This window comes from Corynebacterium sp. HMSC055A01, from assembly GCF_001809405.1.
Taxonomy (GTDB): domain Bacteria; phylum Actinomycetota; class Actinomycetes; order Mycobacteriales; family Mycobacteriaceae; genus Corynebacterium; species Corynebacterium hesseae.
Map to the genome: position 1 here is coordinate 16,089 of NZ_KV797531.1, position 21,263 is coordinate 37,351.

Here is a 21,263-nt window from a genome sequence, read left to right on the forward strand (position 1 = left end):
GAGCGCGTGGAGAAACATGAGCGGGGGCTGGGAGAGCTATTTCATTCCAGGGACCAAGGTTCTGAAGAATCGCTTGGGGTTAGATGACGCAGAAGAACTACGGATCTTGGAAGAAAAGCTTGTATTTCTTCGGATAACCGAGTTGGAGTCGGCACCTGTGGAAGGTGCTTTTGACTACGCGCACTTCAAGGCTATACATCGACATCTTTTTCAGGATGTGTATGACTGGGCGGGTGAAGAGCGGACTGCCCCTACAGACCAGTTCATGATTAAGGCTGGGCATGCCTACTATCCGGCGGGGCCGGAAATGACGAAGGCAGCAGAGAAGCTGTTTGCGGGGCTGGCGAAGGATGATTTTCTGCGTGGCCTAGAGATTGATGAGTTTGTGACCAAGCTGGCGGAGCTGTGGGGCGAGCTCAATGTGGTGCATAGTTTTAGGGAAGGCAATACCCGTACGCAGACGGTGTTCTTTGATGCGCTGGTTACGGCGGCAGGATACCAACTTAATGTGGAGCGGCTAGCGAGTGATAGCCGCGTACGCGCGGAGTTTATTGCCGCGCGCTTTCACAGCCAGGACACGGGGGATAACGCGCAGCTGGAGGAGGTGCTGCGCGGGCTCGTCGGAAAGCGCAGTGCCTAGCTCTCGAGGCTAGCCCTTGTTGCGGAAGACGAAGATGGAGGAGAAGTCCTGGTCGCCGTGGCCCATGGCCTGCTGTTCCTCAAAGCGCTCGATGGCGGCGGCCACTGCAGGCAGCGGCTTGTTGGCGGTCATCTCCATGAGCTTGGCGTCCTTGCACAGGGCATCCACGGTGAAGTCACCCGGAGTGGTGTTGCGCTCGCCGGTGATGAACGGGCCCTTCATGTTCTTCATGAAGGCCAGGCCGGTGATGTCGAGCATCTCGAGGATGACCTCGGAATCGAGGCCCTCGGACTCGCCGAGGTGGAGTGCTTCCAGCACGCCCTCCGCGGTAACGGCAAGTGCTAGGTTGGCCAGGAGCTTGCCAATCGCCGCGGTGGCGGCGGACTCCACGCCGATGAGCTTGTTCTCATCGGCCCACGGCTCGGCGATGGTCATGGCGAGCTCGCGGCGGTCGTCGTCAGGCGTGCCCACGTAAACGCCGAGCTTGCCTTCGCGTGCTGGGCCTAGCGAGCCGACGACGGGCGCGTGGACATAAGAGTCGACCGCGGCAGCGAATTCGCGGGCGGCATCGGGGGAGACGGTCGTGGTATCGATCCAGGTCACGCCCTCCGGGATGAGGTTGGCGTCAATGACTCGCTCACGGATGTCATCGGGGCCAAAGAGCGAGGTAATGATGACCTCTGCGCCCTCTACGGCGGCGGTGGGCGAATCGGCGAGGGTAGCGCCGGACTCGACCAGCGGCTGCGCGCGCTCGGCGGTGCGGTTCCAAACGGTGAGCTCATGGTTCTTGAGGAGGTGTCGGGCGAGCTCAGTGCCCATGCGGCCAGTACCTAGGAATGCAATCTTCATGCCGCCCAGTGTGCCATTATTGTGGGCAGGCTCGCCGCGATTTATGCGAGCCCCGGACGAGGGAGCCGTACCCGGTGACGCGACAAGACGGCCAGAAAGGGCTGGCCATGTCGTGGTTTGTGTTGATTTTCTCCGGCGCCTTTGAGGCTGTGTGGGCAGCGGCGCTGGATAAGTCGGAGGGCTTTAGCCGCCTGTGGCCCTCGGTGATCTTTTTCGTGGCCTGCGCCATTTCGATGGGCGGGTTGGGCTGGGCCATGAAGTCTATCCCCGTGGGCACGGCCTACGCGGTGTGGGCCGGTGTGGGCGCGGTGGTCACCGTCATTTACTCCTTCGTCGCCGGGCACGAGGCGGCAACCGTGTGGAAGGTGCTGTTCCTGGCCATGATCATTGGTGGGATCGTGGGCCTGAAGGTGGTGCATTAGGAGGCGTCGTCGTTTGAAACGACGAAGGAGAATCGATAGTTCGGTGAGTGGATGCCTATGTACTTGCGTAGTAGGCTTCTGGATATCAAGCCGCAAGGCAAATAGGCTCTGGCCCCAGCATCGCTGGGGCTATCTTTTTGTTCCGGTTCGGCTGAACGCTTTGCTATTCGTAGCGCAGCGCCTCAATCGGGTCCAGCTTCGCGGCCTTTCCGGCAGGGTAGTAGCCGAAGAAGAGGCCAATAGCCAGCGAGAAGAGCAGCGAGAGGATGACCGCCCACAGCGGCGGCGCTACGAGTGAGCCGATGGCGGCCGCACCCGCCATGCCGGCTGCGGTGCCGATGGCGATGCCGATGAGACCGCCGATGAGGCAGACCACGATGGCCTCCGTGATGAACTGGATGCGGATATCACGGCGGCGTGCGCCAAGCGCTTTGCGGATGCCAATCTCACGGGTGCGCTCCGTGACGGTGATGAGCATAATGTTCATCACGCCGATGCCACCGACGAGCAGCGAGATGCCGCCGATGGCCGCGAGTACCAGGCTCATCGTGGTGAAGATCTGGTTCAAGGACGCGAGGTCATCGCTGAAGTCAGATACCTTGACCATGTAGTCGGGGTTGTCTTTGTAGTAGCTATCGAAGACGCGCTGCAGGTTGCTGGCTACCGCGGCCTTATCCAAGTCCGGGTTGCCGCGAACGGTGACCTCGCTGAAGGCGGTGCCAGCACCCGGGGAATCGGAGAACTCGGCCTCGAGCGGGTAGGGAACGAAGGCGGTTTGGCTGGGGCCACCGCCCACCAAAGGCCCGGTTTGCGGTTCCTCAAAAACACCGATGACGGCGAGCTCGATCGGGGAGGCCTCCTGGCTTTCAAAGCTCACGTATTGGCCAATGGCGTCTTCAGGAGCGCCGAAAAGCTTGGTGGCGGTTTCCTTATCCAGCATGGTCGCTGCCCGGCTGGAATCGATATCGTCCTCGCTGAGGAAGCGCCCGGCCACGATGGAATAGGACGAGCCTGAGACATAGTCCGGGTTGGTCGGGCGGACGAGGAGGTTGGCAGTCTCCTCCCCGGATTCGCCCTCGACCACGAGGGCGCCGGAATAAGAGCTGTATTCGCCGATATTGATGCCGGCGATCTGATCTCCCAAGACCTCCTTGGCGCGGTCCAACATGTCCGGGGTGAGCATGGAGGACTCGTCTTCGACATAGCCACCGCCCATGAAGGGATCATCGGCTTCTTCCTCTTCGCCCTCCTCAGGGCGCTCCTTGACCTGAACGGTGAAGTTGTTCGCGCCGACCTTATCCAAGTCCTTCTGCACGGAAGACTGCAAGGAGTGGCCGAGCGTGACGATGGCGATGACCGCGGCGATGCCGATGATGACGCCCAAGAGTGTCAGCGCCGAGCGCATCTTGTTGGTGCGCAGGCTGGTCAGCGCCATCTTGGTGGATTCAGCAAAATTCATGACAACACCCCGTCCTTCATCGTGACGGTGCGGCTGCATTCATCAGCCAATTCCGGGTTGTGGGTAATGAACAAAATGGTCTTTCCATGCGTGCGGTGCAGTTCGTGGAAGAGGTCCATGACCATGCGGCCGGTCTGCGAATCCAGTGCGCCGGTGGGCTCGTCCGCTAGGAGAATCTCCGGCTGGTTGGCCAAGGCGCGGGCCACCGCCACGCGCTGCTTCTGACCACCGGAGAGCTCATTAGGCAGATGGTTCATGCGGTCACCCATGCCGACCATCTCCAAAAGCTTTTCCGCGCGCTGGGTGCGCTCGTGGGATGAAACGCCCGCATAGACCATGGGCATCTCCACGTTCTTCAGCGCGGACATGCGGCCGATCAAGTTGAAGTTCTGGAAGATGAATCCGATTTTTTGGCCGCGGAAGGAGGCCAGTTTGTCGTCGCCAAGCGCCAGCGCATCCACGCCAGCCAGCTGGTATTCGCCGGCGGTGGGGCGGTCGAGCAAGCCGATGATGTTCATGAGCGTGGACTTGCCGGAGCCGGACTGGCCCACGACGGCCACGAACTCGCCTTCCTCCACGCTGAAGTCGAGGCCCGGGATGACGGTCAGCTCGCTGTCGAGACCCTCGTTGAAACGTTTGACGATTCCCCGCATCTCAATGAGGCGGCTCATGCGTTCTCTTCCGCATCATCGGAGCCTTCTACGGAGGCGGACATGCCGACCATGTCCTTGTGCGTATCCGCCTGGCTGATGACGGTCTCGCCTTCCTTGAGGCCGGAGGCGATGGCGGCGGAGAAATCAGATTCGCTGGCGATCTTCACCTCGCGCGCCTGGATAGTGCCGTTGTCGACGACCAGGACGTTCTTCTTGCCGTCTTCTTCATAGATGGCGGAGAGCGGCACGGTGATGGCGTTCTTGTCCTTCTCCGTAATGATCTTCACCTTGGTGGTGGAACCAAGGCGCAGGCCCTCGCGGTTGCCATCGACGCGGATGTGCACGGGGAACTCAGGCTTGGTGGAACCAGATGGTTTGCCGGAGCCGCCACCTGCACCGGCTTCTACCTCAGGTTGTTCGGCCGTAGGGGAGATGAAGGTGACCTTGCCTTTGTACTCTTTGCCGGGGCTCGACGGCGAGGTGAACGTGACTTCATCGCCGACCTTGATGCGGGCGATGTCACCCTCCTTGACCGTGGACTTCACCAACAGCGAGGAATCATCCGCCACGGTGAGGATGGGGCCTTCGGCGGGCATGCCGGCTTCACCACTGACGGAGGTGACAACGCCAGCCAGAGGGGAGCGCAGGTCGGCCTGGGAGAGCGTGTACTCCAGAGGCCCATTCTCCTTGGCGTTGCTGGCGCTTGCCGACGCCGCCGTCTCCACCGCATGGTTCACCGCTTGGGACTGGGAGGCGATTTGGTGTTCGATGGCCAGGTTGCTGGCCTGCAGTGCACGCTCGGCATCGGAGACGGCCTGGTAGGAAGCGGCGGTGGCGCGCTGCTGTTCGCCGAGCTCGCGGTCGATGCCACGGAGGAGGCGGCCATAGGATTCCTCGGATTCCTTCAATTGGCGCTCGGAGTCTTGCACAGCTTCATCGGAGTCCAGGTAGCTTAAGAAAGCGCTGGCGGTGGTGATGCCGGAAGGGTCCTCGGTGGCGGTGCCGATGGAGGCCAGCGCGGACTGGAAGGACTTGGACTCGGCATCGCGCACCCCGGAGCGCGCCTGCTCGACGGCCGCGCGGGCTTCGGCAACCTCGGGGCGGTCGCCCTTGGTAGCGAGGGCATCGTCGAGCTTGCGCTGCGCCTCGGCGTACTCGGTCTGCGCCGAATTCACGGCGGACTGGGCGCTATTGACCTCCGGGTTGAGGCCCTGGTCGAGGGAATCCTGAAGCTGGCGCAGCTGAAGCTGGGCGTCCTCGATCTGGTGGACGGCCTCGAGCTTGCCTGCCTCTTGGGAGGTGCGCTGGGCTTCGAGCTCGCGCTCGGTTTCGGTGGTGTCCATGCGGCCGAGCAGCTGTTGGGCCTCGACGCGGTCACCCACCTTCGCGTCTAGGGACTGGATGGGTCCGGTCAGTGAGCTCGTCAGAGAAATCTCGCGCTCGGCGGAGACGGTGCCGGTGGCGGAGACGGAACTGATGAGGTCTTCCTTGGCGGTTGTCGTGACATCGCTAGCGGTGAGCTGAATGTCGGAGGAGCCGCTGGTTAGTGCGTACATTCCACCACCGCCTGCGAGGAGAACCGCAGCGATAGCGCCGGCGGTGATGCCGAGAGCTTTCTTGTTCATGAGTCCCTTACTGTCAGGTAAACGCCGTCATTGAAAATCGGGTTCAGCTTAACTCCCGGCTATGCTTCCTGTCATGTACAGCGGGGGAATATAGGAGGTAGATCAGGGTCTACCCTTAGATGGTGTGAGGCCATGAGGATTGGCGACGTTTCGATCAACTAAGGGTCCGAAAATGGGCGTTTTTCTGCCACTATTTGATCGAAACGTACTTGGTATCCGCCTTTTAGAAGGGCACATCGATGCGTATATCCTCCGCGCGCGGCAGCGGGGGAAGTGTCGGTATGCGGTCGAGGCCGGCTTGGACTTCTGGCGGGATGGGGATGGACGTGGGCACCCGCGGGGGCTCGGGCAGTTCCAGCTTGGGCTTGGGCCGCTGCGGTGGGGCCGGACGGGGTGCGGGCGCCGGGGCGGGGAGGGTGACGGTTTCTACTTCGATGCGTGGCGCGGGGGCCTCGACGGTCGTGGGTGCGGGTGCGGGCGCGGGCGCCTCGGTTTCAGATTCCGGTTCGGCCGGGGCGGGCGAGATAGAGGTGGTGTCGCCAAAGCGGTTGACCGGCTGGGGCAGGGCATTCGGCTGCCAGGACGTTGGTTGGGCCGAGGTGGTAGGGCTGGGTTCGGTTCGCGGAGCGGTTTCTGCCTGAGTGGCAGCGCAGGCAGACAGTGGAAGGCAGGCAAGAATGACAAGAAAACGGCGCGATGCCATGGGAATCCCCCTTAAGTAGTGCCTCTCCACAGCGCACCCCAGCGCTTAAATAAGGAAAGGCAGAATCAACAGTGTGCTGCCAGCATAGCGCCACAGTAGCGGGCGCGCAGCGCGAGCGATTGCTGCCGCTTAGGAGGCAGTGGAGGGAGGACGGAAGGACACAAGGGGACTCAAACTTTTGTATAGGGCTAAAACCGATACAATGTGGGCTATGCCTAACTCCAGCCAGCGAAATCAGCAGAATACGTCCCAGTCCGCCGAGTGGTTCGAGCGCGCCACGAAGGTCACCCCGGGTGGCGTGAATTCCCCGGTCCGCGCCTTCGGATCCGTGGGTGGCCAAGCCCGCGTCATCGCCCGTGGCGAGGGCTCGCGCCTCTGGGACATCGACGGCAACGAGTACGTCGACCTGGTTAGTTCCTATGGCCCGATGATCCACGGCAACGCCCACCCGGCCATCGTGGAGGCAGTCCAGAAGGCGGCTGCCGATGGCCTCTCCTTCGGCGCGCCCACCGAGGGCGAGACGTTGCTGGCGGAGCACATCGTCAAGCGCACCGCGGTGGAGCAGGTGCGCCTGGTCAATTCCGGTACCGAGGCCACCATGTCCGCCGTGCGGCTGGCCCGCGGTTTCACCGGCCGCGCCAAGGTCCTGAAGTTTGAGGGCTGCTACCACGGCCACGTGGATGCGCTGTTGGCGTCGGCTGGCTCCGGCGTGGCCACCTTCGCGCTGCCGGATTCCCCGGGCGTCACGGGTGCCTCGGCCGCGGACACCATCGTCGTCCCGTACAACGATCTCGACGCCGTCCGCGAGGCCTTCGCCGCGCACCCGGGAGAGATCGCCTGCATCATCGCCGAAGCCGCGGCGGGCAACATGGGCACCGTGGCCCCGGAGGAGGGCTTCAACGCGGCACTCAAGGAGATCGCGCATGCCGACGGCGCCCTGCTCATCCTCGACGAGGTCATGACCGGTTTCCGCACCTCCTACAAGGGCTGGTTCGGCGTCGATGGGGTAGCGGGTGACCTGGTGACCTTCGGCAAGGTGGTCTCCGGTGGCCTGCCGGCAGCTGCCTTCGGCGGCCGCGCCGACGTCATGGCTTCCCTCGCCCCCGCCGGCCCTGTCTACCAGGCGGGCACGCTGTCCGGTAACCCGGTGGCGATGGCCTCCGGTCTGGCCTCTCTGGAGCTGGCCAACGAAGAGTTGTACCCGCGCCTGCAGGCCAACGCGGACTGCCTGACCAGCCTGATAACGGCGGCACTTGATGCCGCCGGAGTGGCACACCACATCCAGCGCGCGGAGACGATGTTCTCCATCCGCTTCGCCGAGGGCCAGGGCCGCAACTTCGCCGATATGCAGGCGGCCGATACCTGGCGCTTCGCACCCTTCTTCCACGCACTGCTGGAGGGCGGCGTGTACGTTCCGCCGTCAGCCTTCGAGACCTGGTTTGTGTCTGATGCGCTCACGGACAATGATTTTGAGGTAATCGAGGCAGCTCTCAAGCCTGCCGCCCAGGCCGCCGCCAGCGCGCAGCGCCCGCAGTAAACCAACCATTTGAGGGGATAGACACAGGTATATGTCCACCACCATCGTCCACTTCGTCCGCCACGGCGAGGTTTATAACCCGGATAAGATCCTTTACGGACGCATCCCGGGCTATCACTTGTCCTCCCGTGGGCATTCCATGGCCGCACGCACAGCGAAAGCCTTCGAAGGCCATGACGTGACCTACCTGGCGGCCTCGCCGCTGCAGCGCGCGCAGGAAACCGCGCTGCCGATTGCGCAGGTGACGGGCTTGGAGGTGGACGTCGACAAGGGCGTCATCGAGTCCGGCAACCGCTTCGAGGGCTTGCGCACCAAGGGCTGGAATTCGCAGCTGTGGAATCCGCAGCGCTGGCCGCTCATGGTCAATCCGCTTGAGCCCTCGTGGGGCGAGCCTTTCGAGGAGATCGCCGCGCGCATGATGGACGCCGCCGAGCGCGCCCGCGCCAAGGCCGAGGGACACGAGGCCATCGTGGTTTCCCATCAGCTGCCCATCGTCATGGTGCAGCGCACCGTGTTGGGCAAGCGCCTGGCCCACGCGCCGTGGGACCGCACGTGCGCGCTGGCTTCGGTGACTTCGCTGGTCTACCGTGACCGCGAGATCATCGATATCTTCTACTCCGAACCGGCGCAGGACATCTAATGGGACGCAGAACTATCCGCGCCGCCGCGGCCGGTGTCCTTGCTGTGTTTGCCTTGGCTGGCTGCTCGCAAAGCGAGGAAAACGCGCAGAACGCCGTGGCTTCCGGCGGCACCTTCGAGTTCATCTCGCCCGGCGGGCAGACCACCATCCGCTATGCGGAGGAAGACCGCAAGCCGCTCAAGGATTTCTCCGGTGAGGACCTGCGGGATGAGTCCACGACGATCAAGCTTTCGGATTTCAAAGACCAGATCGTCGTCCTCAACTCCTGGGGTCAGTGGTGCGCGCCGTGCCGCTCCGAATCGGATGACCTCCAGGCCATCCACGCGGAGCTGCAAAAGCGCAAGGTAGGCACCGTACTGGGTATTAACGTCAAGGACTTCAACCCGGAGATTTCCCGGGACTTCCTCACCGATAACGGCCTGGAGTACCCGTCCATCTACGACCCGCCGTTTAAGACGGCCGCAGCGCTCGGCGGCGTGCCCACCTCCGTGGTGCCCACCACCATCGTGTTGGACAAGCAGCACCGCCCGGCCGCGGTCTTCCTCACGGAGATCACGGAGCAGGACGTCCTCGACGTCGTGGACGAGCTGGAGAAAGAACAGTGATCCTTGCCGCTGACGGCGTGGGACAAAGCTTTGCCGATGCCGCCGTGTCGGGCCCACTCCTTCTCGGAGTGCTCGCCGCCGCTGTGGCCGGGTTAGTCTCCTTTGCCTCGCCATGTGTGGTTCCACTGGTTCCGGGTTATATCTCCTACCTCGCCTCCGTGGTGGGCGGTGAGGTCAGTTATGACGAGGAGCTGGGGGTGGGCGTCGGCAAGCACCGGCGTTGGGCCGTGGTCGGTGCCGCCGCACTCTTTGTGCTGGGCTTTACCGTTGTGTTTGTGCTGGCCACCGTGTCGGTTTTCGGCGCCATTTCGGCGCTCACACTCAACGCGGATACCCTCATGCGCGCCGGCGGCGTCATCACCATCCTCATGGGCATCGTGTTCATGGGCGTGGTGCCGGTGTTGCAAAAGGACACCCGCATGGCGCCGCGGCGCTGGACCACGTGGCTGGGCGCGCCCCTGCTTGGCGGGGTTTTCGCCCTGGGCTGGACCCCGTGCCTGGGCCCCACGCTGGCCGCCATCCTGTCCGTTTCTACAGGCACCGAAGGAACCACCGCGCTGCGCGGCACGATCCTGATCATCGGCTACTGCCTGGGGCTGGGCCTGCCCTTCCTGCTCGTGGCACTCGGCTCCGCCAAGGCCATGCGCACCGTGTCCTGGATGCGCAAGCACTCCCGCGCCATCCAGATCGTTGGCGGCATCGCCATGATCCTCGTCGGCCTGGCTCTGCTGACCGGGCTCTGGGGAGATTTCATCAACGCCATCCGCCAGTGGACCGTGTCCTATGGCGCGAGGCTGCTCTAAAGGAGAATTTTCGTGAGATATATCCGCAAGGCCTGGCACTGGTTGACCAGCATGCGCACCGCGCTGGCGCTGCTCTTCCTGCTGGCCATCGCCGCCATCCCCGGATCACTTTTGCCGCAGCGCTCGCTCAATGAATCCAACGTCAATGACTTCATTGAGACCAACGGCAAGGTTGCGGAAATCTACGACAAGCTGCAGCTTTTCGACGTCTTCTCCTCCGTCTGGTTCCAGGCCATCTACGTCCTGCTCATGATTTCTCTGGTGGGCTGCATCATCCCGCGCTCCTGGGATCACTACAAGGCCTACCGCACACCGCCGACGCGCGCGCCGAAGTACCTGGAAAAGATGCCGCTCAACGCCACCGGGCACTCGGAGAAATCCCCGGAGGAGATCGCCGCGGCCACCAAGGCGATGCTGAAGAAGTGGCGCGTGAGCGAGGTTTCCCCGGAGAAGGACCGCGCGGGTGCTCAGTCCTTCTCGGCGGAGCGCGGCTATGCCCGCGAGCTGTGTAACCTCATCTTCCACATCGCGCTCGTGGCCATCCTGCTCACCATGGCAGCCGGGCGCCTGGTGCATTATGAGGGCCAGGTCATCGTGGTGACGGAGAAGAACTCCCAGGGTCAGACCCAAGAGCAGCCGCAGTCCACGGAGTTCTGTAATACCTCAACCTCCGTCTATGACTCCTTCCGCGCCGGCCCGCTTTTCGACGGCACCGGTCTCCACCCCTTCTGTTTTAAGGCCCACGACTTCACCGCGGACTACCTGCCTAATGGCCAGGCGGAGATGTTCACCTCCGATGTGTCCTATGCCGCTGGCGATGATATCTTCACGGACCCGGAGACCTGGGAGGACTATCAGCTGCAGGTCAACCACCCGCTGCGCATTGATAACAACCGCGTCTACCTGCAGGGCCATGGTTTTGCGCCGACGATGACGGTGGAGTGGCCCAACGGCGAAAAGCGCACGCAGACCATCCAGTTCCAGCCCAATGACACCACGTTCTTCCTCTCCTCGGGCGTGATGCGTTTCGATCCGCCGTCGGGCATGTACCCGGACCTGTTTGAGCGCCGCCAGAACCAGATCGCCATCCAGGGCCTGTTCGCCCCGACCGCCGAGTGGTCCGGTGAGAACGGTAAGCTCTTGCAATCTTCCTACCCGGCGATGCTGGATCCGGCGGTGGCTATCGATATCTACCGCGGCGATGCCGGCCTGGACACGGGCAAGCCGCAGTCCTTCTTCTCCCTCGATTCCAGCCTGGTCCACTCGGGGCAGCTGCAAAAGATCGACCGCGTCAACCTGACCCAGGGTGAATCGGTCACGCTGGACGACGGCACCAAGGTCACCTTCGACGGTGCCTCCGAGTTTGCGAACTACCAGGTTTCTTATGACCCCTTCCAAAGCTGGGTTCTGGTGTCCGCGCTGGTCATGCTGGTATCCCTGGTCGGCTCGCTGGTGATCAAGCGCCGCCGCGTCTGGGTACGCATCCGCCCGGGTGCCAACGGCGGCACCGATATCGAGATGGGCGGGCTTGCCCGCACCGACCGCGCGGGCTGGTCCGAGGAGTTCCACAAGCTGCACCGCGAGCTTTTGGAATTGCCGGATCCCGATGACGTGGAGGAGGACGAACTCTACTCCGCCGACTAAAGGCGCGGACCGTATCCTTCAAAAGTTGGATACAGCTGGGAAAAGGGGGTAGCCTTATGGGCACCATAAATCTCTCCGTTCATGCAGCCTCGTGCGTGGCGCACGGGGTAGGCACGATTGTGAAGGCAAGGTTTCCCACTCATGCAGGTTGATCAGAATCTGTCCAACTTCTCAGACATCGCGGTGCAAACCGCGTTCGTCGTTTATGCACTCGCCTTGGTGTTGTCCCTGGTGTACTACGGCCGGATGCAGAGCATCATTGAGGCCATGCGCGCCCGCACCGCAGCTGCACCGCAGCAGCGTGAGCTCGCCACCGTGGGAGCCTCGGCAGATGGCGCCGTGCTTGGCGACGTCCCCCCAGCGTCCAGCACCGCAGACGATGATTTGGCGAAGAAGCAGGAGAACGCCGACAAGCTCGGCGGCATGACGCAGATGCTGCTGTGGCTGGGCATCGCCCTGCACCTGGCGGCCATCGTGCTGCGTGGTTTGGCTACCGGCCGCTTCCCATTTGGCAATCTCTACGAGTACATGCTCATGGTGACCGCCGGCGCGATGGTGGTGGCGACCATCGCCATGCAGCGCAAGGAGTGGCGCACCCTGTGGCCGTGGCTGCTCACGCCAATCCTGGCGCTGATGTTCTATGGCTCCACCAAGCTCTATGCGGAATCCGCTCCGGTGGTTCCGGCACTCCAGTCACACTGGCTGCCCATCCACGTCACCGTGGTTTCGCTGGGCGCATCCATCGGCGTGGTCTCCGGTATCGCTTCTTTGCTCAGCGTGCTGCGTGAGTTCCAGCCGAAGCGAGGCGAGTCCGGTTTCTTCGGCGCGCTTGCCCGCCCGCTTCCTTCAGCTAAGAAGCTGGACCGCCTGGCCTACCGCTTGGGCGTAGTGGCGCTGCCGACCTTGGGCCTGGGCATCGTGCTGGGTGCTATTTGGGCCGAGTCCGCGTGGGGCCGCTACTGGGGTTGGGACCCGAAGGAGACCGTGTCCTTCGCCACCTGGATACTCTACGCGGCCTACCTGCACGCTCGTGCGACTCCGGCCTTCCGCAAGGCCGCGCCGTACATCAACATCGCGGCGATGCTGCTCATGGTGTTCAACCTGTTCTTCATCAACATGGTTGTTTCCGGCCTGCACTCCTACGCGGGGCTGAACTAAATGACGGATATCCATAAGCCACGGCACAAGCCCGGCAAACCGGCGGGCGATAACCCTCAGCTCATCGCCCTTGGTGAGGGCTTTGCGCAGCGCCGCCGCGAGCTGGGCATCCTGCAACAGGACCTGGCTGGGAAGGCCGGGATTTCGCGCTCCACGCTGCATACCATTGAGCACGGTGGCTCTGGCGTGCGCTGGGAAAAGGTCGTTGCGGTGGCCGAGGCCCTCGGCCTCGAGATGACCTTCGTGCCGAAGGACTAGGCTTCTTTCCCCTTAGAGTCTTTGCCTTCAATGTCCTTGTCCTCGGGGGCCTTGGGCTCCTGCTGCCCCTGTGAGCGCCGCCGGCGTTCTTCCTCTTTGCGCTGGGCCTCCCGCTCCTTGGCGCGGCGCTCCTTGAAGCGCTGCTTCTCTAGGTTCCACAGGAATTCCTCGTCATCATCGGGGCCCTTGATTGCCGGGCGCTGCGGCTGCTGCGCCTGCTGCACCTTCTTATTCCAACTCGACGGACCAAAAGCCTTCCAGACGAGGACTGCCGCGAGGACAAACAAGAGTAGTAGTATCAATCGACCCATGCGTTGTATTCTACGGAATGCCCGCGAAGCAAAAGTGAGAATTATGAGCCAGACAGAAAACACCACCAACGCCTCCCAGAACCCCGACCCGCCCCAGCCGGACCCCGCGCTCAAGCGCCGCTCCCGCGTCGCTTTGTGGAAGTATGGCGCGGCCCGTGTGGTGCTGTTTATCGTGTTGACTGTAGTGATTCAGCTACTGGCGATGGCGGTGCTCCAGACCTTTCCGCTGCTGGTTTCCGCGCTGCTGGCGTTGTTCGTGGCGCTGCCACTGTCCATGCTGCTCTTTTCCACGTGGCGCGTGGAAGCAACCCAATCCCTGGCGGAGTACTCCGCGCAGCGCAAGGCCCACAAGAAGTGGGTCCAGGAGGAGCTGGCTGGCCGCTAAATCAGAGGCTAAACCAGAGCCAGCGCTACTGCGTTGACAACCGCCCATACCAGCATCGCGCGGCCAGTCATACCGAGCACCGGGATGAGTTTGGGTCCGCGCGCACCGCGGTTGACGGTGCGGATAGCGCCCAGCGCGAGGGGGAAGTAGAGCAGGGAGGCCAGCGCCGCCCAGGAATCGAAGGCCAAGCCCACGGTGAGCAACACCGGGAGCAGCAACAGGGTCATGAATAGCGTGCGGGACTTCTTATCACCCAGGCGCACAGCCAGGGTGATCTTGCCGGTGGCCTCATCGGAGGGGATGTCGCGGATGTTGTTGGCCAGGTTTACCGCGGCACTCATACCGCCGATGCCCACGGCCAAGGCAAGGCCCGTCCATGTGATGCGGCCGGCCTGCGTGTACTCGGTGCCGAGGACTGCGACGAGGCCGAAGAAGATGAAGATGGCAACCTCGCCCAGCCCACGGTAGCCGTAGGGGTTCTTGCCGCCGGTATAGAACCAGGCGCCAGCGATACACACGGCGCCGACGAGGATGAACCAGGCCGCGTTGGCAGCTAGGGAGAGCGAAATGCCGGCGATGGCCGCCACGCCGAAGCAAGCGAAAGCAGCGAACTTGACGTGCTGCGGCTTGGCCAGTCCGCCCCCGGTAAGCCGCTGGGGGCCGGTGCGGTCATCATCGGTGCCGCGGATGCCATCGGAGTAATCGTTGGCGTAATTCACGCCGATGATAAGCGCCCAGGCCACGATGAGCGCCAGCAACGCCCGGCCCCAGTGCAGGCCGTGGGCCGCGGCAGCGGCACCGGTACCAGCGATAACGGGAGCAAAGGCATTGGCCCAGGTGTGCGGGCGAGCACCCTGGAGCCAATCGGCAGGAGTGGCGGAATAGGCAGACATGCTCACTATTGTGCCACTGGTGTGGTGTGCTGCGGCAATGAGCTGGTGCGTTGGCGAAAGCGGTAGATGATGAGCACTGCAACGAAAATAACGGCATTGGTGACTGTCATTGCGGCAGAGGTAGCCGCGTCAAGGACATAGGCAACCCAAAATCCCACGACCGCGCTGATAGCGGCAACGCCACAGGCGGTCAACACCAGCGTGGGCACGCGCTGAGTAAGCAGCCGCGCGGTCATCGTCGGGAATACCATGAGAGCGATGACCAGCATGGCACCGGCAGCGTGAAAGGCGGCGGTGGCGGTGCAGGCAACCACGGTCATAAATATGATGTGAAGAACGCGCGTGGGCACCCCGCGTGCGGCACAAAAATCGGCGTCAAAAGTCGTGGCGGATAAACGCGGCAGTGTAAGGGCGAGGAAGAGAGCATTGATACCCAGCACTGCGGCCATGATGTAGCAATAGTTGGGATTGGAGAAGGCCGCGAGGTTGAGATCACCGACGAGAACGGCGTGGACATCAAGGTGCACGTGGCTCATGTGCGTAGAAATCAGGATGACTCCGGCGGCAAACAGGGCGGGAAAGACCAATCCGAGGGCGGAATCAGCAGTCACCAGCGGGCTGCGCTGTAGTGCGTCAGTTCCCAACGCCACCACCAAGGCGCCAGCGGCCGCGGTAACGAGCAAGATGGGTGAATCTAGATCTGCGGTAAAGAGGTAGCCGATGGCAATCCCGGGGAGGACGGCATGGCCGATGCCGTCGATAAGCATGGCCTGGCCTTTGAGGACAACAAAGGTGCCGGGGATAGCACAGGCCAAGGCGGTCAGGACGGCAAGGAGACAAGCGGTGGCGGCGAGGGTCATGAGGCGAGCTTTCTGCTGAGGAGGCTGATGGTGACGAGCGCTGCCTGAGCCAGGACGATGACCGGACCGGTGGGCAGCGGGCCATGCGCAATGGAGACATAGCAGCCGAGAGCAGCGGTCGCCGCGCCGAGGAACCCGGAGAGCGCGATGAAAGGTAGCAAGCGCGTGGTCCAGGGGCGGGCAGCGGCGGCAGGGCTGATGACTACGGCGACCATGAGTACCACGCCGACGACTTTGACACCGAGCACCGTGATGGCGGTGAGGGCGAAGAAACTAGCCGCGTTGAGGAACGAGGCGCGAATGCCGGCTACCTGGGCAAAACTTGAGTCAAAGGTGACCGCGGCCTGCCGGGTGTGAATGAGGAAAAGAAAAAGCAGCACGCAGCCACCGATGATGAGTGTGGAGCGCACATCCGCGCGAGTGAGCGTGGAGGCATTTCCCAGCAAATAATCCTGGATTCCGGCCTTGCCAGGCAATGGTCGGCGGGAAATATACTGCATGAGCAGCATGCCTACCGAGAAAAACGTGGTCAGCGTGGCCGCCATCGCAGTGGTTTGCCCCAGGGGAGTCAACCGCGGGATGAGGTGAATACAGACCACCGCAAGCGTTCCGGTGAGCAGGGCTCCACAAGCAAGGAGCCAGACGTTTCGCCCGTCCCAGCCAATGGCGGTGGCCACGAGGAAGGCGGTGAGCAGGCCGGGCAGGGAAGAATGCGAGATGGCATCGGCCAGCAGGCTGGTGCGGCGAACATATACCAATGGGCCGAGCGCGCCGGCGCAGCCACCGATCAGCACGGTACCCAGGAGTGCCTGGGTATAGGTGTAGTTCTGAAGAAGCTCGAGTGGGTTCATGATGGCAGGGAAAACATATCGGCAATGGCGGACTCTGTGAGCACCTGTTCGGTGGGGCCAGCAGCAATGAGCCGGCCGTGGCCGACCATGAGGACCTCATCGCAAAAGTCGGCGACTTCCGCCAGGTTGTGGTGCACCAGCAGGATGGTCACGCCGTTGTCGCGCAGTTCCTTGAGTACATCCATGATGGCGCGCTGACTTGCGGCATCAACACCAGCGAAGGGCTCGTCAAGGATGATGAATTCCGGATCGCTAACGAGCGTGCGCGCCAACAACACGCGCTGGCGCTGACCACCAGATAGCGCGGAAATTGGCAGTTGCGCGTGTGCCTGCATTCCGGTGCGAGCAAGTGCTGCGTGGGCGGCGTCTTTGTCAGCGCGGCTGGGCCACTGCCACCAGCGCAGCCCGGCGGTGCGGCCCATCAGGGCAACGTCGAAGGCGGTGGCAGGGTAACTCCAGTCGATATTCGCATGTTGTGGCATGTACCCGAGCCGCTGCCGAAAATGCGCAAGATCGACGCCATCGAAGGTCATCGACCCGCAGGCTAGTGGCGGAAGGAGCCCGACCAGCGTGCGGACCAGAGTGGACTTTCCCGACCCATTCGCGCCTACCAGTCCGGTGATGGTCGCGGGGGTGAGGGTGAAGGTGGCGTCGTGAAGCACCGGCGTGCGTGGATAGCCGGCGGTGAGTTTTTCAACGTGGAGCATTAGCTCAGTGCTTTCGCCACGGCGCTAGCATTGTGCTCAAAGGCTCCGAGGTAGGTATCGGTGGGGGCTTCCGGGCCGAGGGTATCGGCAAAAAGCTCCTCATCCGAGATGGTGACTGTCCAGTTGCGGGATTCTACGGCTTCCTTGAGAGAAGTGATGGCCTGTGGGTTCGCCTGGTTATCTTGGAAGATAACGGGGACCTTCTTCTCCGCGATGGTATCCGCGAGCTCGGAGATCTCAGTGGCGGACTTGGTGGCTTCGGTGGTGACGAAGTCGGTGGCTTGGACTTCAAAGTCGAAGGTCTTGCCGAAGTAGTTGAAAGCGTCATGGCCGGTGATGAGAACGCGCGGGGAGGCGTTTTCGAGTTCCTTAGCGGCCTTGTCGTGCGCGGCTGCAATCTTGTCTTCATATGCATCGGCGGCCGCGGCATAGTCTTCGGCATTGTCAGAGTCGATTTCACCGAGTTTGGTGCCGATGTGATCGACGACCTGGCTCCACAGCTCGGGGCTATTCCAGATGTGCGGGTCGTAGAGTTTTTCGCCCTTGTCGCCTTGCTCGGGCCACGGCAGGAGGTCAGCAGTATCGAGCTGTTCGCCGACAGCTAGCTGCTTCTCACCGAGGGAGGAGAGCTGGTCCACCATTTGCGCCTCGAGGTGAAGGCCATTCCAGAGGACGAGGTCGGCGTCCTGCATCTTTTCAATATCGCGCGTGGTGGGCTGGTAGGTGTGTGGATCGCCGCCGGGGCCGACCATGGTGGTGATGTCGGCGTCCGGGGCGATGTTGGCGGCCGCATCAGCCAAGTAACCGGTCGTGGCGAAGATCGTCAGATTGTCGTCCTGGGCTTCGGCGGAGTCGCTGCTGGTGCAGGCAGTCAGCGCGGTGGCAGCCACGAGGGAAGCGAGGGGAAGCGCAATAAGTTTCTTCACGGGAAACCTCTCTTATTAAAAGTGAATGTCGATGTTCAATAGAGTGAACTTGAAAGAGCATAAGTCCTGAAACCTTTGGAAGCGATAGGCTGAACTACGATGGGGGTATGCACATCAGTGAGCTGCCCGAACGCACCCAGGACTACCTCAAGATCCTCTGGACCTATGAGGAGAAAGAGGGCGCTAATACCGCGATGCCGCTCGGGGATCTAGCCAAAGCGGCGGGGCAGAAACTGCCCACTACTTCGGAGGCGGTCAAGCGCCTGGCCGCGAAGGGGCTGGTGGAACACGAACGCTACTTCGGTGTTCGGCTTGTTGAGGAAGGCCGGCGGCTGGCTGTGGCAATGGTGCGCCGGCATCGACTCCTGGAAACCTTCCTCGTGCGCACTCTGGGCTATACCTGGGATGAGGTGCACGATGAGGCAGAAATGCTAGAGCACGCGACGTCCGACAGGCTCGTTGAACGTCTTGATTCTTTCCTGGGCAACCCCGCCCGCGATCCGCATGGTGATCCCATACCTGCCCCGGATGGCACTGCCGAGCCGGTCTCGCGCATTACGCTTATCGACGTCCCCGCGCAGACCCCCGTCACCGTGGAGCAGGTCACTGACGCTGATGGCGAGTTTCTGCGCTACCTGGATAAATATGGAGTGCGGCCGGGGGTGGAAGTGACCGTCGTTGCCCCCTCGGTCGCGGGTGTGCTCGAGGTTGCCGTCGACGGCGGTTCGAGTTTCCCGATCGGGGAGTCCGCTGCGCAGGGTATTGCCGTACGCAGCATTGGCGAAGCGGAGGATTAGCTGTCCCACATGCGGGCGACGGCGAGGCGGTCAACCTTGCCGGGGCCGGTGGTGGGGAGCTGGGCCAGGCGCTTGAAGTCCTTGGGGATTTGCCACCGGGGAAGGCCACTATCGTCGAGAGCCACAAGGATATCGCCGACATCCGCCCATCCGGTATAGGCAGCGACGATCATCTGTCCCAAGCGTGGGTGGGGGATGCCGACCACGCACACGCCGTCCACTCCCGGCACGTGCAGGATGTGCTGCTCGAGCTGCTCTGGGTGGAGCTTGAGCCCGCCGGTGTTCAGGATGTTGTCGAGGCGCCCGGTGACGGTGAGGTGGCCGTCGTGAAGCGCGCCGGCGTCGGAGGTAGCAAACCACGAGGTGCCGGACTCATCGGCCACGAAGGCATCTGAGTCCACGTTTCGGTAGCCCTGCGCAATCATGGGCCCGCCAAGGTAAATGCGCCCCTCGTCGCCGAGGCGAACACGAGCGCTATCCAGTGGCTGTCCGTTGTAGACGCAGCCACCGGAAGTCTCCGAGGAACCGTAGGTGGTGACGATGGTGATGCGCAGCTTCTTCGCTGACTCCAACAACTGTGGGTGGGTGGCAGCACCTCCGACGAGGATGGCGTCAAAGGTGCGCAGGGCCTCGATTCCCTCTAGCGAATCCATGGCCTTGGCCAGCTGCATGGGGGTCAGGCCCGTGTATGAGCGATCCCCGGTGGCGGCCAGCTCGTGCGCGGCGCAGGCGAAGTCGGGGATGGAAAAACCTTCCGACAGGTCAAGACAGAGCGGCTCTACACCCGCGACGAGCGAGCGGATTAATACCTGGATTCCCGCGATATGGGCGGCGGGCATGGCTAGCAGCCACTGACCGGTGCCGCCGAGAGCGCGGTGCGTGGCATCGGCGCTGGAGACCAAGTTGGCGGCCGTGAGTTGCGCGCCTTTCGGCGTGCCCGTGGACCCGGAGGTGGCCACGACCAGCGCGATGGAGGAATCAATAGGTTCTCCTGCGCGCATGTGGTTGCGCAGGAGCTGCGCGCGGGTGCGGTCCTCCGCCGGGACGGGCAGGAAGGTGGCTTGTCCTGCGATGGCCGCTTCCAGATCAGGGAGGATGGCGGCGGGGTCATGTGGATTGACAGGCAGAGGAGAGAGGATGGTCACGGTTAGCTAGGTTACCGCCCGCGGTGCTCGTAAGGGTTGATGAGCTCATCCTCCTGATCGAAGGGGCGCTCACCGTCCCTCTGAGCCTGCTGGATGCGGCGTAACATCCACACTCGCGATGCGATGACGGCAATGAGCGCGATGGCCGCGAGGGTAATGGCGAAATACAGCACTGTGGATCCTCCTCGAGGAATGACGATTAGTAGTAGTACGGGAAGTCATCCCAGTTGGGCTCGCGTTTTTCCAAGAAGGATTCCTTGCCCTCGACGGCCTCGTCTGTCATGTAGGCCAAGCGGGTGGCTTCGCCGGCGAAGACCTGCTGGCCCATGAGGCCGTCATCGGTGAGGTTGAAGGCGAACTTGAGCATGCGCTGGGCGGTGGGGGACTTCATGTTGATTTCGCGCCCCATCTGGATGGCGGCGTCCTCCAGATTGGCGTGGTCAACTACCTCGTTGACCGCACCCATCTCATACATGCGCTGTGCGTCATAGGTGCGGCCTAAGAAGAAGATCTCGCGGGCGTACTTTTGGCCCACCATCTTGGCCAGGTAGGCCGAGCCATAGCCGGCGTCGAAGGAGCCGACGTCGGCGTCAGTCTGTTTGAAGCGGGCCTCCTGGCGGGAGGCAATGGTCATATCGCACACCACGTGCAGGGAGTGCCCGCCGCCGGCGGCCCAACCGTTGACCACGGCGATGACCACCTTGGGCATGGTGCGGATGAGGCGCTGGACCTCCAAGATATGCAGGCGGCCGCCCTCAACCTTCTCGCGGGCGGTGTCCACGGTGGATTCATCGGCAGTCGCGTCATCATGCGCGTGCTCCGTGGCGTAGCGGTAGCCGGAGCGGCCGCGGATGCGTTGGTCACCGCCGGAGCAAAACGCCCAGCCGCCGTCCTTCTGGGAGGGCCCGTTGCCGGTCAGCAATACCGTGCCGACATCCGGGGTGCGACGCGCGTGGTCCAGCGCGCGATAAAGCTCATCCACCGTGTGCGGACGAAACGCATTGCGCACCTCGGGGCGGTCGAAGGCGATGCGGACGATGCCGTCCTTGCGCTGGGGCTTTGGACCGTCACTGATGAGCCGGTGATAGGTGATATCCGTCAGGTCTTCAAAGCCCTCAACGGGGCGCCAGAGTTCCGGCTTGAAAGGATTATCGGTGCTGTAGTTTTTCTGCTCGCTCATGGCACACCAGCTTAATTGGAAAGCGGTGCGCCGGAAGTATAGTCCCCATTCCCAAACCCTCACCCACACTCTCCGCCCAGCGCGGCGGTGATAAACAATAAACAATACTGCGGGATTATCCCCGTCAATGTGCACGTGTACTCCGTACCAGCGCGGTACACCATACAGTGGGACGGAATCGAACCTCCCTGCCTTCTTGCGCTACGAAGGCG

The 21,263-nt window shown here is 62.7% G+C and carries 25 protein-coding genes and 1 riboswitch; of the genes, 11 read left to right on the forward strand and 14 right to left on the reverse strand.

Features of this window, described 5'->3' with window-relative positions; genetic code table 11:
* The first annotated feature begins 16 nt into the window (after window positions 1–16).
* The gene (locus HMPREF2604_RS01435; RefSeq protein WP_070533937.1) at window positions 17–640 is read left to right on the forward strand and encodes a Fic/DOC family protein; all 624 of its coding nucleotides are present in this window, start codon (window positions 17–19) and stop codon (window positions 638–640) included.
* 9 nt (window positions 641–649) lie between these two features.
* Here HMPREF2604_RS01435 and HMPREF2604_RS01440 read toward each other — a convergent pair whose 3' ends face one another.
* Window positions 650–1,489 (reverse strand): NAD(P)-dependent oxidoreductase, encoded by an 840-nt coding sequence (locus HMPREF2604_RS01440; protein WP_070533936.1) that lies wholly within the window; start codon window positions 1,487–1,489, stop codon window positions 650–652.
* A gap of 25 nt (window positions 1,490–1,514) precedes the next feature.
* Window positions 1,515–1,585: riboswitch (guanidine-III (ykkC-III) riboswitch) on the forward strand.
* An 11-nt stretch (window positions 1,586–1,596) separates the two neighbouring features.
* Between HMPREF2604_RS01440 and HMPREF2604_RS01445 the strand changes: the two genes are divergently transcribed.
* Entirely contained in the window at window positions 1,597–1,911 is a 315-nt protein-coding gene (locus tag HMPREF2604_RS01445; protein ID WP_070521062.1) for a DMT family transporter, read from the forward strand.
* A gap of 163 nt (window positions 1,912–2,074) precedes the next feature.
* On the opposite strand, the gene HMPREF2604_RS01450 is transcribed toward HMPREF2604_RS01445, so the two are convergent.
* The 4 genes from HMPREF2604_RS01450 to HMPREF2604_RS01465 form a co-directional block, all read right to left on the reverse strand.
* Window positions 2,075–3,370 (reverse strand): ABC transporter permease, encoded by a 1,296-nt coding sequence (locus HMPREF2604_RS01450; protein ID WP_070562561.1) that lies wholly within the window; start codon window positions 3,368–3,370, stop codon window positions 2,075–2,077.
* Window positions 3,367–4,041, reverse strand: a complete 675-nt coding sequence (locus tag HMPREF2604_RS01455; protein ID WP_070562564.1) for an ABC transporter ATP-binding protein — start codon at window positions 4,039–4,041, stop codon at window positions 3,367–3,369. Before HMPREF2604_RS01455 ends, HMPREF2604_RS01450 begins: the two co-directional genes overlap by 4 nt.
* The gene (locus tag HMPREF2604_RS01460) at window positions 4,038–5,648 is read right to left on the reverse strand and encodes a permuted SH3 domain-containing protein (RefSeq protein ID WP_070562567.1); all 1,611 of its coding nucleotides are present in this window, start codon (window positions 5,646–5,648) and stop codon (window positions 4,038–4,040) included. Before HMPREF2604_RS01460 ends, HMPREF2604_RS01455 begins: the two co-directional genes overlap by 4 nt.
* A 223-nt stretch (window positions 5,649–5,871) precedes the next feature.
* Window positions 5,872–6,351: a hypothetical protein gene (locus HMPREF2604_RS01465; RefSeq protein ID WP_070562571.1), complete on the reverse strand. Its 480-nt coding sequence runs from the start codon at window positions 6,349–6,351 to the stop codon at window positions 5,872–5,874.
* 202 nt (window positions 6,352–6,553) lie between these two features.
* On the opposite strand from HMPREF2604_RS01465, the gene hemL reads away from it, so the two are divergent.
* From hemL to HMPREF2604_RS01500, 7 genes are all read left to right on the forward strand, one after another.
* Window positions 6,554–7,888, forward strand: a complete 1,335-nt coding sequence (gene hemL / locus HMPREF2604_RS01470) for a glutamate-1-semialdehyde 2,1-aminomutase (protein ID WP_070521048.1) — start codon at window positions 6,554–6,556, stop codon at window positions 7,886–7,888.
* A gap of 31 nt (window positions 7,889–7,919) precedes the next feature.
* Window positions 7,920–8,528, forward strand: coding sequence for a histidine phosphatase family protein (locus tag HMPREF2604_RS01475; RefSeq protein ID WP_070521045.1), 609 nt, complete (start codon window positions 7,920–7,922; stop codon window positions 8,526–8,528).
* Complete coding sequence (locus tag HMPREF2604_RS01480; protein WP_070521042.1) at window positions 8,528–9,133, forward strand: TlpA disulfide reductase family protein; 606 nt, start codon at window positions 8,528–8,530, stop codon at window positions 9,131–9,133. The genes HMPREF2604_RS01475 and HMPREF2604_RS01480 overlap by 1 nt, the downstream gene beginning before the upstream one ends.
* Window positions 9,130–9,936: a cytochrome c biogenesis CcdA family protein gene (locus tag HMPREF2604_RS01485; RefSeq protein WP_070561619.1), complete on the forward strand. Its 807-nt coding sequence runs from the start codon at window positions 9,130–9,132 to the stop codon at window positions 9,934–9,936. Before HMPREF2604_RS01480 ends, HMPREF2604_RS01485 begins: the two co-directional genes overlap by 4 nt.
* Before the next feature lie 12 nt (window positions 9,937–9,948).
* A complete protein-coding gene (locus HMPREF2604_RS01490) occupies window positions 9,949–11,580 on the forward strand; it encodes a cytochrome c biogenesis protein ResB (RefSeq protein WP_070562573.1) in 1,632 nt (543 codons plus the stop codon).
* 141 nt (window positions 11,581–11,721) lie between these two features.
* Window positions 11,722–12,738 carry a c-type cytochrome biogenesis protein CcsB gene (gene ccsB / locus HMPREF2604_RS01495; protein WP_070562576.1) on the forward strand — a complete coding sequence of 339 codons (1,017 nt, stop codon included), beginning with the start codon at window positions 11,722–11,724 and terminating at the stop codon, window positions 12,736–12,738.
* Window positions 12,739–12,996 (forward strand): helix-turn-helix domain-containing protein, encoded by a 258-nt coding sequence (locus HMPREF2604_RS01500; RefSeq protein WP_070562580.1) that lies wholly within the window; start codon window positions 12,739–12,741, stop codon window positions 12,994–12,996.
* Here the strand turns inward: HMPREF2604_RS01500 and HMPREF2604_RS01505 are convergent.
* Complete coding sequence (locus HMPREF2604_RS01505; RefSeq protein WP_070521026.1) at window positions 12,993–13,307, reverse strand: hypothetical protein; 315 nt, start codon at window positions 13,305–13,307, stop codon at window positions 12,993–12,995. The genes HMPREF2604_RS01500 and HMPREF2604_RS01505 overlap by 4 nt on opposite strands.
* 43 nt (window positions 13,308–13,350) lie before the next feature.
* On the opposite strand from HMPREF2604_RS01505, the gene HMPREF2604_RS01510 reads away from it, so the two are divergent.
* Window positions 13,351–13,692, forward strand: coding sequence for a DUF4229 domain-containing protein (locus tag HMPREF2604_RS01510; RefSeq protein WP_070533925.1), 342 nt, complete (start codon window positions 13,351–13,353; stop codon window positions 13,690–13,692).
* 8 nt (window positions 13,693–13,700) lie between these two features.
* Here HMPREF2604_RS01510 and HMPREF2604_RS01515 read toward each other — a convergent pair whose 3' ends face one another.
* Genes HMPREF2604_RS01515 through HMPREF2604_RS01535 form a run of 5 tightly spaced genes read right to left on the reverse strand, consistent with a single transcriptional unit; the run spans window position 13,701 to window position 17,929 of the window.
* A complete protein-coding gene (locus HMPREF2604_RS01515) occupies window positions 13,701–14,585 on the reverse strand; it encodes a 1,4-dihydroxy-2-naphthoate polyprenyltransferase (RefSeq protein ID WP_070562583.1) in 885 nt (294 codons plus the stop codon).
* A 5-nt stretch (window positions 14,586–14,590) separates the two neighbouring features.
* On the reverse strand, window positions 14,591–15,445 hold the full coding sequence (locus tag HMPREF2604_RS01520) for a metal ABC transporter permease (protein WP_070562586.1): 855 nt from the start codon (window positions 15,443–15,445) through the stop codon (window positions 14,591–14,593).
* On the reverse strand, window positions 15,442–16,296 hold the full coding sequence (locus HMPREF2604_RS01525) for a metal ABC transporter permease (RefSeq protein ID WP_070447970.1): 855 nt from the start codon (window positions 16,294–16,296) through the stop codon (window positions 15,442–15,444). The genes HMPREF2604_RS01520 and HMPREF2604_RS01525 overlap by 4 nt, the downstream gene beginning before the upstream one ends.
* The gene (locus HMPREF2604_RS01530) at window positions 16,293–17,003 is read right to left on the reverse strand and encodes a metal ABC transporter ATP-binding protein (protein ID WP_070447972.1); all 711 of its coding nucleotides are present in this window, start codon (window positions 17,001–17,003) and stop codon (window positions 16,293–16,295) included. The genes HMPREF2604_RS01525 and HMPREF2604_RS01530 overlap by 4 nt, the downstream gene beginning before the upstream one ends.
* Window positions 17,003–17,929 (reverse strand): metal ABC transporter substrate-binding protein, encoded by a 927-nt coding sequence (locus tag HMPREF2604_RS01535; protein WP_070447974.1) that lies wholly within the window; start codon window positions 17,927–17,929, stop codon window positions 17,003–17,005. The genes HMPREF2604_RS01530 and HMPREF2604_RS01535 overlap by 1 nt, the downstream gene beginning before the upstream one ends.
* Window positions 17,930–18,036: 107 nt before the next feature.
* Here HMPREF2604_RS01535 and HMPREF2604_RS01540 point away from each other — a divergent pair, with 107 nt between their 5' ends.
* A complete protein-coding gene (locus tag HMPREF2604_RS01540; RefSeq protein WP_070562588.1) occupies window positions 18,037–18,726 on the forward strand; it encodes a metal-dependent transcriptional regulator in 690 nt (229 codons plus the stop codon).
* Here HMPREF2604_RS01540 and menE read toward each other — a convergent pair.
* Genes menE through HMPREF2604_RS01550 form a run of 3 tightly spaced genes read right to left on the reverse strand, consistent with a single transcriptional unit; the run spans window position 18,723 to window position 21,051 of the window.
* On the reverse strand, window positions 18,723–19,871 hold the full coding sequence (gene menE, locus HMPREF2604_RS01545; RefSeq protein ID WP_070562592.1) for an o-succinylbenzoate--CoA ligase: 1,149 nt from the start codon (window positions 19,869–19,871) through the stop codon (window positions 18,723–18,725). The genes HMPREF2604_RS01540 and menE overlap by 4 nt on opposite strands.
* A gap of 11 nt (window positions 19,872–19,882) precedes the next feature.
* Window positions 19,883–20,044, reverse strand: a complete 162-nt coding sequence (locus HMPREF2604_RS14025) for a hypothetical protein (RefSeq protein WP_158397450.1) — start codon at window positions 20,042–20,044, stop codon at window positions 19,883–19,885.
* Window positions 20,045–20,070: 26 nt separating this feature from the next.
* Window positions 20,071–21,051 (reverse strand): 1,4-dihydroxy-2-naphthoyl-CoA synthase, encoded by a 981-nt coding sequence (locus HMPREF2604_RS01550; RefSeq protein WP_070447980.1) that lies wholly within the window; start codon window positions 21,049–21,051, stop codon window positions 20,071–20,073.
* Window positions 21,052–21,263 lie beyond the last annotated feature (212 nt).

Coding starts and splice junctions, on each gene's coding strand:
- HMPREF2604_RS01505 (WP_070521026.1), bottom strand. CDS start 13,307: ATGGGTCGATTGATACTACTACTCTTGTTTGTCCTCGCGGCAGTCCTC.
- HMPREF2604_RS01540 (WP_070562588.1), top strand. CDS start 18,037: ATGCACATCAGTGAGCTGCCCGAACGCACCCAGGACTACCTCAAGATC.
- ccsB (WP_070562576.1), top strand. CDS start 11,722: ATGCAGGTTGATCAGAATCTGTCCAACTTCTCAGACATCGCGGTGCAA.
- HMPREF2604_RS01460 (WP_070562567.1), bottom strand. CDS start 5,648: ATGAACAAGAAAGCTCTCGGCATCACCGCCGGCGCTATCGCTGCGGTT.
- HMPREF2604_RS01450 (WP_070562561.1), bottom strand. CDS start 3,370: ATGAATTTTGCTGAATCCACCAAGATGGCGCTGACCAGCCTGCGCACC.
- HMPREF2604_RS01455 (WP_070562564.1), bottom strand. CDS start 4,041: ATGAGCCGCCTCATTGAGATGCGGGGAATCGTCAAACGTTTCAACGAG.
- HMPREF2604_RS01550 (WP_070447980.1), bottom strand. CDS start 21,051: ATGAGCGAGCAGAAAAACTACAGCACCGATAATCCTTTCAAGCCGGAA.
- HMPREF2604_RS01525 (WP_070447970.1), bottom strand. CDS start 16,296: ATGAACCCACTCGAGCTTCTTCAGAACTACACCTATACCCAGGCACTC.
- HMPREF2604_RS01435 (WP_070533937.1), top strand. CDS start 17: ATGAGCGGGGGCTGGGAGAGCTATTTCATTCCAGGGACCAAGGTTCTG.
- HMPREF2604_RS01440 (WP_070533936.1), bottom strand. CDS start 1,489: ATGAAGATTGCATTCCTAGGTACTGGCCGCATGGGCACTGAGCTCGCC.
- HMPREF2604_RS01500 (WP_070562580.1), top strand. CDS start 12,739: ATGACGGATATCCATAAGCCACGGCACAAGCCCGGCAAACCGGCGGGC.
- HMPREF2604_RS01515 (WP_070562583.1), bottom strand. CDS start 14,585: ATGTCTGCCTATTCCGCCACTCCTGCCGATTGGCTCCAGGGTGCTCGC.
- HMPREF2604_RS01520 (WP_070562586.1), bottom strand. CDS start 15,445: ATGACCCTCGCCGCCACCGCTTGTCTCCTTGCCGTCCTGACCGCCTTG.
- HMPREF2604_RS01445 (WP_070521062.1), top strand. CDS start 1,597: ATGTCGTGGTTTGTGTTGATTTTCTCCGGCGCCTTTGAGGCTGTGTGG.
- HMPREF2604_RS01475 (WP_070521045.1), top strand. CDS start 7,920: ATGTCCACCACCATCGTCCACTTCGTCCGCCACGGCGAGGTTTATAAC.
- HMPREF2604_RS01510 (WP_070533925.1), top strand. CDS start 13,351: ATGAGCCAGACAGAAAACACCACCAACGCCTCCCAGAACCCCGACCCG.
- HMPREF2604_RS01530 (WP_070447972.1), bottom strand. CDS start 17,003: ATGCTCCACGTTGAAAAACTCACCGCCGGCTATCCACGCACGCCGGTG.
- hemL (WP_070521048.1), top strand. CDS start 6,554: ATGTGGGCTATGCCTAACTCCAGCCAGCGAAATCAGCAGAATACGTCC.
- HMPREF2604_RS01480 (WP_070521042.1), top strand. CDS start 8,528: ATGGGACGCAGAACTATCCGCGCCGCCGCGGCCGGTGTCCTTGCTGTG.
- HMPREF2604_RS01465 (WP_070562571.1), bottom strand. CDS start 6,351: ATGGCATCGCGCCGTTTTCTTGTCATTCTTGCCTGCCTTCCACTGTCT.